At 53.0% G+C, this 11090-nt stretch carries 9 protein-coding genes; 5 read left to right on the forward strand and 4 right to left on the reverse strand.

Features of this window, described 5'->3' with window-relative positions:
• Positions 1 to 8 precede the first annotated feature (8 nt).
• Entirely contained in the window at positions 9 to 383 is a 375-nt protein-coding gene (gene sufA / locus ACP3TC_RS11380; RefSeq protein ID WP_313857331.1) for a Fe-S cluster assembly scaffold SufA, read from the reverse strand.
• Between the two features lie 394 nt (positions 384 to 777).
• On the opposite strand from sufA, the gene ACP3TC_RS11385 reads away from it, so the two are divergent.
• The 4 genes from ACP3TC_RS11385 to ACP3TC_RS11400 all read left to right on the forward strand — a co-directional run bounded on the left by ACP3TC_RS11385 (position 778) and on the right by ACP3TC_RS11400 (position 4580).
• Positions 778 to 1185: a hypothetical protein gene (locus ACP3TC_RS11385; protein WP_313857329.1), complete on the forward strand. Its 408-nt coding sequence runs from the start codon at positions 778 to 780 to the stop codon at positions 1183 to 1185.
• A 752-nt stretch (positions 1186 to 1937) separates the two neighbouring features.
• Complete coding sequence (locus ACP3TC_RS11390; RefSeq protein WP_313857328.1) at positions 1938 to 3362, forward strand: cytochrome ubiquinol oxidase subunit I; 1425 nt, start codon at positions 1938 to 1940, stop codon at positions 3360 to 3362.
• 1 nt (position 3363) lies between these two features.
• Complete coding sequence (cydB, locus tag ACP3TC_RS11395) at positions 3364 to 4371, forward strand: cytochrome d ubiquinol oxidase subunit II (protein WP_313857327.1); 1008 nt, start codon at positions 3364 to 3366, stop codon at positions 4369 to 4371.
• 59 nt (positions 4372 to 4430) lie between these two features.
• On the forward strand, positions 4431 to 4580 hold the full coding sequence (locus tag ACP3TC_RS11400; RefSeq protein WP_313857326.1) for a DUF2474 domain-containing protein: 150 nt from the start codon (positions 4431 to 4433) through the stop codon (positions 4578 to 4580).
• Between the two features lie 9 nt (positions 4581 to 4589).
• Here the strand turns inward: ACP3TC_RS11400 and ACP3TC_RS11405 are convergent, their stop codons facing one another.
• Together ACP3TC_RS11405 and ydiJ are read right to left on the reverse strand one after the other, a co-directional pair.
• A complete protein-coding gene (locus ACP3TC_RS11405; RefSeq protein WP_426816477.1) occupies positions 4590 to 5024 on the reverse strand; it encodes a hotdog fold thioesterase in 435 nt (144 codons plus the stop codon).
• Positions 5024 to 8077: a D-2-hydroxyglutarate dehydrogenase YdiJ gene (gene ydiJ, locus ACP3TC_RS11410; protein WP_313857324.1), complete on the reverse strand. Its 3054-nt coding sequence runs from the start codon at positions 8075 to 8077 to the stop codon at positions 5024 to 5026. The genes ACP3TC_RS11405 and ydiJ overlap by 1 nt, the downstream gene beginning before the upstream one ends.
• Positions 8078 to 8378: 301 nt before the next feature.
• On the opposite strand from ydiJ, the gene ydiK reads away from it, so the two are divergent.
• A complete protein-coding gene (gene ydiK, locus ACP3TC_RS11415) occupies positions 8379 to 9512 on the forward strand; it encodes an AI-2E family transporter YdiK (protein WP_313857321.1) in 1134 nt (377 codons plus the stop codon).
• A gap of 391 nt (positions 9513 to 9903) precedes the next feature.
• Here the strand turns inward: ydiK and ACP3TC_RS11420 are convergent, their stop codons facing one another.
• Positions 9904 to 11058, reverse strand: coding sequence for an RHS repeat-associated core domain-containing protein (locus ACP3TC_RS11420; RefSeq protein WP_313857319.1), 1155 nt, complete (start codon positions 11056 to 11058; stop codon positions 9904 to 9906).
• Positions 11059 to 11090: the final 32 nt, after the last annotated feature.

Consider the following 11090-nt stretch of genomic DNA (forward strand, 5'->3'; position numbering starts at 1 on the left):
AACGTTAATTACTCTACGCCAAAGCTTTCACCACAGCCGCAGGCGTGTTGAGCTTTGGGGTTATTGAATTTGAAAATCTGATTCAGGCCTTCACGAACGAAATCAACTTCGGTGCCATCAACAAAAGGCATCGCCTGAAGCGGAACAAACAAGCTGGCACCCTGGTGGGTAAACTGAAGATCATCAGCGGCTGGCTCTTTGACCAGCTCCATCACATATCCGAAACCGGCGCAGCCAGACTGCTTCACGCCAAGCTTAAGGCCCTGGACGTGCGGATCGCTGGCAGACAGCGCAATAATTTGCTGTGCCGCGCTGTCGGTGAGCTTGAGTCCTTTCCAGACGAAGTCGTCAGGAGAGAACGATGCTGGATTAGCAGATTGCATAATTAAGTACCTCGCGATGCGATAGCCCTTCGGGCTAATATCCCTATGTTAGTGATAATGGATATCGCTTCAACCTCTTGTTTTGCAGGGATAAGCCTAAAACGGCATTTTTCTTACCCATTTAATAAGGATAGACCCTACAAAGACGATTGCGATCTGCGCCTCATGCTGCAGAACCGAAGAGATAACCTGTTAAAAAACAACAACTAAATAGTTAACACAACGTAGCGAATAAGAATAATACTCATTTTACCCCTTTATACGCTGCGAAGTATCGTTAATATCAATTTAATTAACAGGCAGCATTTATCGATAAATTTGTCACTGGATTCTCTTGAACATTCCAGGCATTATAATATGATAATGATTATCATTACCGTAATTAGGTGATTGCATGAATGTCTCGATGAGTGCCTGGCTGCAGTACAAAATTGACGAATACAAATTTTCAGTACGTGACATCACGGTTGACTTTTATATGGCGCAAGCAAAACTCAACCGTCCGGACTGCTCACTCGATCAGCTACGCAAATTTAACGACACCTGTTTAGACATGGCTGAATTATGCCAACTCAACGGCGATGATCAAAGCTATCTGCACGCTTTAGGTAAATTACATCACCGGTTAGTGACAGAAATGGTCAATAATGAGCGAGATCGGTTATTTCGTATGCAGGCGTGGCAGCTGGCCAGGCACACCCTGACCCGTTTGTGCCATCAGCTGGCATTGAGCGGCGAGTGGGATAAAGCCACAGTGTTACAGAGTGATTTCGTAAAGCACGCTTCGTGGAACAATATGTAGAATGGCTTTTTCTCCACGGTTTGGGAGCCGTCAGCAGCTCATGCCGGTTACTTTTCTGCAGGGCGACGATTTCGCCGCCCGCGTCAACATTTTCGTTCCTGCATTGATCCCGGACAAACAACATCTACTCTCCGGCAAGATGAAAGTAAGCAAATGTTTCTTAAGGTATCAAAATATTATTATAAAATGTTAAATTTACAAATAAAGGTTTAGCCGGTATTAACTCCGCTGAATTATCACTTCACTGTATAATGTATATTACTCTTCTGCCGTACCCTCTCTCGCCTGCCTGATTTAAATTCCGCTATCGAAAATGCTTACCGCCTGAGTTTAAACAACTAAAATCGCCGTTTATTGTCACGCCTGTCACTTAACTGTTGAATAACTCTCCCAGTCTACATTGCCAGATTTGGCTTAATGACAGATCGGCTTGCGATTAATCGCGGCGCGGCAATCCCGCGCAGCCCGAAAAAAAACCTCGCGCTTACATGCCGTTATCAATCTCGCGCGTTAATTTAACAAACCCGATCCCGGGATTAACAAAGACGGAAAACATATCATCACAATTATCATGGCTGTTATATCCCCAGGTGCCACGACTGATCCTGTTTCTTACCTTATCTCAGGCGTAACATCCTTTTTGCGTTGATATTGCCGTTCAGCTGCAAAGCGCGGGGAAATAAATCCTGGCACTTTGCTCATGAACGACGAATAAAAAAACTAATAAAGTTTGAGTAAGACAGGGGCATGCAATGTTTGGATTAGATGCGTTTCACCTGGCAAGGATTCAATTCGCTTTTACCGTCTCCTTCCATATTATTTTCCCGGCTATTACCATCGGGCTGGCAAGTTACCTTGCCGTGCTCGAAGGTCTGTGGCTGAAAAGCAAAAATGAGGTCTATCGCGACCTTTATCACTTCTGGTCGAAAATTTTCGCCGTTAACTTCGGTATGGGCGTAGTTTCCGGGCTGGTAATGGCCTACCAGTTCGGCACCAACTGGAGTGGATTTTCGCAGTTTGCCGGCAGCATTACCGGGCCGCTGCTGACCTATGAAGTACTGACGGCCTTCTTCCTCGAGGCCGGTTTTCTTGGCGTGATGCTGTTTGGCTGGAACCGCGTTGGTCGTGGCCTGCACTTCTTTGCGACCTGCATGGTGGCGCTCGGCACCATTATTTCCACCTTCTGGATTCTGGCGTCGAACAGCTGGATGCAAACCCCGCAGGGCTACGCAATTCAGGATGGCGTGGTTATCCCGGTTGACTGGATGGCCATCGTATTTAACCCGTCGTTTCCGTACCGCCTGATGCATATGGCAACCGCCGCCTTCCTCGCCAGCGCCTTCTTTGTCGGTGCATCGGCAGCCTGGCATCTGCTGCGTAAAAACGACACGCCAGCCATTCGCAAAATGTTGTCAATGGCGCTGTGGATGGCACTGATCGTTTCGCCAATCCAGGCGATGCTCGGTGATATGCACGGCCTGAACACGCTGAAATATCAACCGGCTAAAATTGCCGCGATTGAGGGACACTGGGAAAATCCGGCTGATGAACCGACGCCGCTGATACTGTTTGGCCTGCCGGATATGGAGCAGGAAAAAACCCGCTACGCGCTGGAAATACCTTATCTCGGTAGCCTGATCCTGACCCACAGCCTGCACCAGCAGGTGCCGGCGCTGAAAAGCTTTCCCAAAGAAGATCGTCCGAACTCCACCATTATCTTCTGGTCGTTCCGCATTATGGCCGGTCTCGGCATGCTGATGGTGCTGCTGGGAGTCGTCAGCCTGTGGCTGCGCTTCCGCAACCGTCTTTACAGCTCGCGTCCGTTCCTGTGGTTTACCCTGTTAATGGGGCCGTCCGGGCTGATCGCCATTCTCGCAGGCTGGTTTACCACGGAAATTGGCCGTCAGCCATGGGTAGTTTATGGACTGATGCGTACCAAAGATGCGGTTTCTGCCCACGGCGATATGCATATGAGCCTCAGCCTGCTGGCGTTTATCGTCGTGTATATGTCGGTGTTTGGCGTCGGCTATCTCTACCTGGTCAAACTGATTAAGAAAGGCCCACAGTCAGGTGAAGGTGGACATACGCCAGAAGGCGGCCCGGGTACTTCCCATACCGCTTCCCGCCCACTGTCTGCGGTGCAGGAAAACTTAAGCGCTTCACAGGAGAAAAAATAAGATGGGTGTCGATCTGTCAATTATCTGGTTTACCATCATTATCTTTTCCACCCTGATGTATATCGTGATGGATGGTTTTGATCTCGGTATCGGCATCCTGTTTCCATTTAATAAGGATGCTGTTGAGCGCGATATGATGGTCAATACCGTTGCGCCGGTCTGGGATGGTAACGAGACCTGGCTGGTGCTGGGCGGTGCAGCGCTGTATGGCGCTTTTCCGCTGGCCTATGCAGTGATTCTTGATGCGCTGACGGTACCGCTAACGGTGATGCTGATCGGCCTGATTTTCCGTGGCGTGGCGTTTGAGTTTCGCTTTAAAGCCACCCCGGAGCATCGTCCGTTCTGGGATAAATCATTTATCGTCGGTTCGATTGTCGCGACGTTCAGCCAGGGCGTGGTGCTTGGTACTCTGATTAACGGACTGGAAGTGACCAACCGTACCTATAGCGGACCGGCACTGGTCTGGTTAACGCCCTTTGCGCTGTTCTGCGGCCTGGGCCTGGTGGTGGCCTATGCGCTGCTGGGTAGCACCTGGCTGATCATGAAAACCGAGAAAGAACTGCATCGTAAGATGACCGCGCTGGCGAAGCCACTGCTGCTGACGCTGTTGGCGATTATCGCCATTGTCAGTATCTGGACGCCGCTGGAGCATGCCGACATTATGCAGCGCTGGTTCAGTCTGCCAAATCTGTTCTGGTTCCTGCCGGTTCCGGTCCTGGTGCTGGCGGTCTCATGGGCACTGCTGCGCGCGCTGAAGCGTCATGCCCACTATGCGCCGTTTCTGCTGACGCTGGCGCTGGTGTTCCTCGGCTTTACCGGTTTAGGTATCAGCATCTGGCCAAATATCATTCCGCCGCACATCACGATCTGGCAGGCAGCGTCACCGCCACAAAGCCAGGGCTTTATGCTGGTCGGCGGCCTGCTGATTATCCCGGTGATTCTGGTGTATACCTTCTGGAGCTACTACGTGTTCCGCGGAAAAATCACGCCGGACGAAGGCTATCACTGATTGTTGTTCTGTGTTCCACCCGGGTGGTGGAACACAACTGAATATTATGGAGGTAAGCGATGGAACAGAGTCAAACTCAGCCCGTCAGCCGCTGGTGGAAACGTGTGTTATGGCTGGTGGTAATTTATGGCGGCAGCGTGCTGGCCCTGGGCCTGGTGGCTACGCTGTTTCGCCTGATGATGACGGCAGCGGGTATGAAGTCGCACTAAGCGAAAACATCAACGCTGCTCAGGTTTGGCCGTTATTACTGAGGTCGTTAGCCGGGATATGCAACACAAGCGCTGCTGCCGATCAAAAATCTCAATTTGCCACACCTGGTGCGAACGGCCAAGATGCAGCGCGCGGCAGACGCCGCGCACCTCACCTTCGCGCGCAGAGCGCAGATGGTTGGCATTAATCTCCAGCCCAACCACCTGCTGCTCCCCGCAAGTACAAAGATAACCCGCCATTGAACCCAGCGTCTCTGCCAGCAACGCGGATGCACCGCCGTGCAGCAGACCAAATGGCTGAGTGGTGCGCTGATCCACCGGCATCACCGCTTCGAGGCTGTCATCATTGAGGGCGATAAAGCGAATCCCGAGATGCCCGACCATACAATCCGCGCTGCGCTGATTCAGTTGTTCCAGCGTCGCCTCGCGTTGCCATATTGCCATTAAATCATCTCCAGCAGCGCCTGCAGAGGATGGCGCATTCCGTTACCTTCGATCCGCTTGACCTGGCTGCGACAAGAGTAGCCGGTCGCCAGACAGCGCTGTCGCGGTAACTTCTGTAACGCCGGATGCCATGACAGCTCATAAATTCCCAACGAGTTATCAAGATTTTTAGTTTCATGACCGTAGGTGCCTGCCATACCGCAGCAGCCCACGCTGATGTTTTCCAGTTTCGCACCAAAGCGGGCAAAAATTCCCTGCCACTGGTTCGGCGTGGCTGGCAGCGCGGTAACTTCAGTACAGTGACCAAACAGATACCAGGCTTCGCCACTGGCAACAGACGTTTCGCGACGATCGAGCGCGGTTGACAGCCACTCATGCACCAGTTGCACATGAAACTCTCCGCGCTGTTCGCCCAGCACCTGACGGTATTCGTCACGGTAGCAGAGCACTAACGCCGGATCGACACCGACCAACGGCATGCCCAGTACGGCAACGCGATTCAGGAAGTCAGCGGTTTTCTGTGCGGTACGGGCGAAGCGTTGCAGGAAACCTTTAATGTGCTGGGCTTTGCCGTTAGGGGAGAACGGCAGCAGCACCGGTTGATACCCAAGCTTTTCAATCAGGCGGACAAAATCTGCCACCAGCTGCGCTTCGTAGTAACTGGTGAACGGGTCCTGCACCACCAGCACGGTTTTCTCGCGCTGTTCGGCGCTCAGCTGCTCGAGGCTTTCCAGCGTGATATTACCAGCACGGTGTCCGGCCAGCTGCTGCTTCAGCGTAGGCGAGGAGAGCAACGGCAGATCGACCATGCCGATATGCTTCTTACTCAGCTCGCGCAGCCACGGCTGCTTCAGGAAGAAGTTAAAGGTTTTTGGCGCGCGCGCCATCAACGGCGCATAACTTTCCACGCTGGCGACCAGGTGATCGCTCACCGGGCGCAGGTAGCGGGTGTGATACAGCTGCAGGAAACGCGAGCGGAAGCCCGGCACATCGATCTTGATCGGGCACTGGGTCGAGCAGGCTTTACAGGCCAGACAGCCAGACATCGCCTCCTTCACTTCATGCGAGAAATCATACTCGCCCTTCTTCGCATGCCAGCTGTTGCGAGTACGCTCAATCAGACCGCGCAGGCTAACACCGGCGGTCGGCAGTTGTCTTTCCAACAGCAGCGGATCGACGCCCCGCTCAGCCAGCAGGCGCAACCATTCACGCGTCAGGGTGGCACGGCCTTTCGGCGAGTGGATACGGTTGCGGGTAATCTTCATTGACGGGCACATCGGGCTGCGCACATCAAAGTTAAAGCACAGGCCGTTACCGTTACACTCCATAGCTCCGCGCCAGTCACTCCGCACATTCACCGGGATTTGCCGATCGTAAGACCCGCGCTTATCCGCATCCACTTTCATCATCGGATCGTCAACGCCGTAAGGGGCGCAGATTTTACCCGGATTCAGCCGGTTAGCGGGATCAAACGCCGCTTTGATACGGCGCAGCTCGTTATACAGCGTCTCGCCAAAGAACGCCGGGCTGTATTCAGCGCGGAAGCCCTTACCGTGTTCGCCCCATAACAGACCGCCGTAGCGTGCGGTCAGCGCGACGACCTCATCGGAGATCTGTTTCATCAGCATCTCCTGTTGAGGGTCGCACATATCCAGCGCCGGGCGCACATGCAGCACGCCCGCATCGACATGGCCAAACATACCGTAGCTCAGGTTGTGGCTATCGAGCAATGCGCGAAACTCAACAATATAATCGGCCAGTTGCTCCGGCGGCACCGCCGTATCCTCGACAAACGGGATCGGTTTGGCGCGCCCTTTAGCATTACCCAGCAGGCCAACGGCTTTTTTACGCATCGCATAAATACGCTCGATGCCGTCAAGGTCGTGACACAGCTGCCAGCCAATCACTCCACCCTGACGTTCGGCCATCAGGCTATCCAGCCGCTGGCACAACGCGGTGACCTGACCGTCAATCAGCGCCTGATCATCGCCGGCGAATTCTACAATATTCAACCCAAGCATCTGCCGATCCGGCACATCGGTAATCAGTTCCTGCACCGAATGCCAGACAATATCCTCACGCGCCAGGTTGAGCACTTTTGAGTCGACGGTTTCTACCGACAGCGCTTGCGCCTCCACCATCAGTGGCGCATTGCGTAGCGCAGAGTCAAACGCATCGTATTTAATATTAACCAGACGGCGGACTTTCGGCAGTGGCGTAATATCCAGCCGCGCTTCGCTGATAAACGCCAGCGTTCCCTCAGCGCCGCACAGAATACGGGTCAGGTCAAAGCGTTGCAGGTCGTCGCTCAGCACATGCCGCAGGTCGTATCCGGTAAGAAAGCGGTTCAGTTTCGGGAACTTTTCAACAATCAGACTGCGCTGCTGGCGACAGCGTTCCAGCACCGTGCGGTAAATCACACCTTCCGGCGACGATTCTCCGGCCAGCACCTCCGCCAGCTCAACCGGCATCTCGCGGGTATCAAGGATTTCGCCCCCCAGCAGTACCGCACGCAGACCCAGCACATGGTCGGAGGTTTTACCGTACACCAGTGAGCCCTGGCCGGAAGCATCGGTATTAATCATCCCGCCGAGAGTCGCGCGGTTACTGGTAGACAGCTCAGGAGAGAAGAAATAGCCGTAAGGTTTCAGATAAGCATTAAGCTGATCTTTAATGACCCCGGCTTCGACCCTGACCCAGCCCTCTTCGGCATTGATCTCCAGAATCCGGTTCATATGGCGTGACATATCGACCACGATGCCCTGATTCAGTGACTGGCCGTTGGTGCCGGTTCCCCCGCCGCGCGGCGTAAACACCAGGCTGGCAAAGCGTGGCTCGGCGGCAACGCGGGCAATCAGCGCAACATCGGCGGTGGAACGAGGGAAAAGAACGGCATCCGGTAACAGCTGGTAAATACTGTTATCCGTTGACATGGTAAGGCGGTCGGCGTAGCTGGTAGCGCTGTCGCCGGTAAAGCCTTGCTGCTGTAAAGCTTCCAAAAACGTCAGCACCAGCTGAACGAGGCCAGGTGCCTGAGAAATTTGTGGGATCATTATCGGGTGACCAGCATGTTGTGTTAATCGTTTGCGTTTGCTTTTTATCAGTGAGTTATCCGTTTTATCATATTTTTTTATCACCTGCCGTTTTTTCAAGAAACGTAAAATCACTTTTTGCTCCAGCACTGTCGCAAAGTGAATAAATGCATCATGATTAGCAAAGTGGCACCGGTTGCCATGGTTATGGAAAAGATATCCCGAATAACTCAGTTGCAAAGGTGGGCACAACCCCGCCACCTGCAATATGAAGCCGGACGGTTATCATCATTAAGGAATTCTTTGAGGTACTGATTTTCGTATGAAAAATCTGGAACGCGGGATCGACTATCCGCAGATAGTATTTACGCTGATGCTCATTACCCTGCTGATCGTCGCGTGTTTTTGGGTCGTACAGCCGTTTATCCTTGGCTTTGCCTGGGCCAGCATGGTGGTGATTGCGACCTGGCCGCTGATGATCAAGCTACAAGGCTTACTGTGGGGTCGCCGCTCGCTGGCGGTGGTCGCCATGACGTTGATTCTGATCTTACTGTTTATTATTCCCATCGCGCTGTTGGTTAACAGCCTGATTGATAATAGTGCGCCGGTGATCCAGTGGGCGACCTCAGGGCAAATGCAGATTCCCCGGCTGGAATGGCTAAAAGAGATCCCGATGATTGGGGATAAGCTTTTTTCGAGCTATCACAAACTGGTGGCTGGCGGCGGCGGCGCGCTGATGACCCAGATACAACCTTATATCGGTCGCACCACTGGATTCTTTGTTGCTCAGGCGGGGCATTTTGGTCGATTAATGATCCACCTTGGCCTGATGCTGCTGTTCAGCGTGCTGCTCTACTGGCGTGGTGAGCAGGTGGGTAACGGCATCCGGCATTTCGCTTTCCGCCTCGCCTCGCGTCGTGGTGATGCGGCGGTATTACTGGCCGGTCAGGCGATCCGTGCTGTGGCGCTGGGCGTGGTGGTTACCGCGCTGGTACAAGGCGTGCTGGGCGGTATTGGCCTGGCGATCTCCGGTATCCCCTACGCCACGCTGTTAACCGTGTTAATGATTCTGTTCTGTCTGGTTCAGCTCGGCCCGCTGCTGGTGCTGGTTCCGGCGATCGTCTGGCTTTACTGGAGCGGTGATACCACCTGGGGCACCGTGCTGCTGGTGTGGAGTTGTGTCGTCGGTACGCTGGATAATGTGCTGCGCCCGGTACTGATCAGGATGGGGGCCGATCTGCCGATGATTCTGATCCTGTCAGGCGTTATCGGTGGCCTGTTCGCCTTTGGCATGATTGGCCTGTTTATCGGTCCGGTGGTGCTGGCGGTCTCCTATCGTCTGGTTTCCGTCTGGATGCATGAAGCCCCTGCGCCGGATGAAGATCCGCAGGAGGTGGTTGAAGAGCTGGCGGAATTTGTCGCGGATCACGAAGCGGATAAAATCCCGTCAAAGTAGTCACTCTCTGCTTATGACTACCGGTAAACGGCCAGCCAATGCTGGCCGTTTACACAATTATTTCGTGACGAATTTATTTAGAAACTTTTATCAGTAAAAGCGTGAATCAACGCACTCCTGCTTAAATCCCAACCCATTGATTACTTTTAATACAGCTTTCATCCTGACTTTAGCTTTTGCGCCTGACAAAAGATTATCAGCTTTAAACTAATGAGAGGATTCTTAAAGACGCGTTACGTGATGCTGCATAGTATGAGGCCTATGTTCAGAATCAACCCCATGATTTCTCAACAACCTTTTCCCTGAGTAAGTAACGAATTGCTGTGTGTAGTCTTTGCCCATCCACGTGATGGGCTTTTTTTTTCGCCGAACTGAGCGTCAGTTACTGAGATCAGATACTGAATCCACCCAGCTCACCGTCCACCTGTAATGCGCGGTTTCGCTCCAGCGAGAAAAAGGTCACCGGTTGGTAGTTATCGTCCAGGCCATTTCCGATTCTGAAATAAGCACGACCAGCGCCATCAAACAGTGAGAAACTGCGTTGTGAATTTCGGTAATTGATCACCTTATGCTCAACTATCCGGCTAATAAAGCGCAAATTCTGTGTAGATGCGCGATAGGGATTACGCTGTAACTGATAGACCTCTCTGATATCTGACGGCAGTTCGCCGTAGCTGGTAACTTTGCCGCGAAAGCCGGTGGTAATTAATCCTGTGGTCTCTCTGAATTGATCGGCAAGGCTGACGACACCGTCTGCGGAGTGACAAATAATGGTTCTGGCGCAGCCATATTCACTAATATTTACCTGCTGCATAATCTCCAGCGCCAGTCTGCGTCCGTTAAATTCCACACCACTGCGTAATAAGATTCTGGCGCTAAAGTCTCGTGCCGTAAATTGGCTATGCGCCATGACGTTCAGCCGCCGCAGACCGTGATGCATATCCGTAAAAATGGTAACCGGGCTCAATGTATCTCTGGGTTCAGCAATCAGCTTAACGTCCTGAATGGAATCCCATCCCCAGACGGTTTTATTCAGCGATGTGGTCATGCGACTAACGCCTGCAGCCAGTTCACTGGCTAAAGAGAGCAGCCCGCTGGCAAAAGAGATCCAGCCCAATACCGCCGAAGCATGAGGATCGCGATGCGCTAACCCCACGCTGGCGATCGCGGTCATATCGGCCACCAGCGCGCTGCCGCCGACCGTCAGGGATGCCAGCGACGCGCTGGTCAGTGCTGCACTGAGGCTGCCTGCCGCCACCAGTGAGCTACCGCCGGTAAAAATGGCACCCAGCACGCCGAGAATGCTGAAACCAATACCCAATGCCGCCTGCCAGTTAAAATGCCCACTGGGATCGGCGCGATTAATCGGATCGCCAGCGCAAAAAATATAGGGGTTAATTCCTCCTGCGCCAAACGGACTCCAGCTATCCGGCGCGTTAAAGCGGTGTAACTGAGGATTATAGGCCCGATAACCGTTTCCCAGGTGATAAGCGCCACTAAGCGGATCCCGGCGCTCACCGTTAAATGCCAGAAGATAGCTGTTCATTTTGACTCCTTGTCTGCTGTCTGTTTTATTAA

Origin of the sequence: Winslowiella sp. 2C04, from assembly GCF_050037805.1 — a bacterium.
Lineage (GTDB): Bacteria > Pseudomonadota > Gammaproteobacteria > Enterobacterales > Enterobacteriaceae > Erwinia > Erwinia toletana_A.

Excerpts from the sequence above, each read along its gene's own strand:
- sufA (WP_313857331.1), bottom strand. The coding sequence starts at position 383 with ATGCAATCTGCTAATCCAGCATCGTTCTCTCCTGACGACTTCGTCTGG.
- ACP3TC_RS11385 (WP_313857329.1), top strand. The coding sequence starts at position 778 with ATGAATGTCTCGATGAGTGCCTGGCTGCAGTACAAAATTGACGAATAC.
- ACP3TC_RS11390 (WP_313857328.1), top strand. The coding sequence starts at position 1,938 with ATGTTTGGATTAGATGCGTTTCACCTGGCAAGGATTCAATTCGCTTTT.
- cydB (WP_313857327.1), top strand. The coding sequence starts at position 3,364 with ATGGGTGTCGATCTGTCAATTATCTGGTTTACCATCATTATCTTTTCC.
- ACP3TC_RS11400 (WP_313857326.1), top strand. The coding sequence starts at position 4,431 with ATGGAACAGAGTCAAACTCAGCCCGTCAGCCGCTGGTGGAAACGTGTG.
- ACP3TC_RS11405 (WP_426816477.1), bottom strand. The coding sequence starts at position 5,024 with ATGGCAATATGGCAACGCGAGGCGACGCTGGAACAACTGAATCAGCGC.
- ydiJ (WP_313857324.1), bottom strand. The coding sequence starts at position 8,077 with ATGATCCCACAAATTTCTCAGGCACCTGGCCTCGTTCAGCTGGTGCTG.
- ydiK (WP_313857321.1), top strand. The coding sequence starts at position 8,379 with ATGAAAAATCTGGAACGCGGGATCGACTATCCGCAGATAGTATTTACG.
- ACP3TC_RS11420 (WP_313857319.1), bottom strand. The coding sequence starts at position 11,058 with ATGAACAGCTATCTTCTGGCATTTAACGGTGAGCGCCGGGATCCGCTT.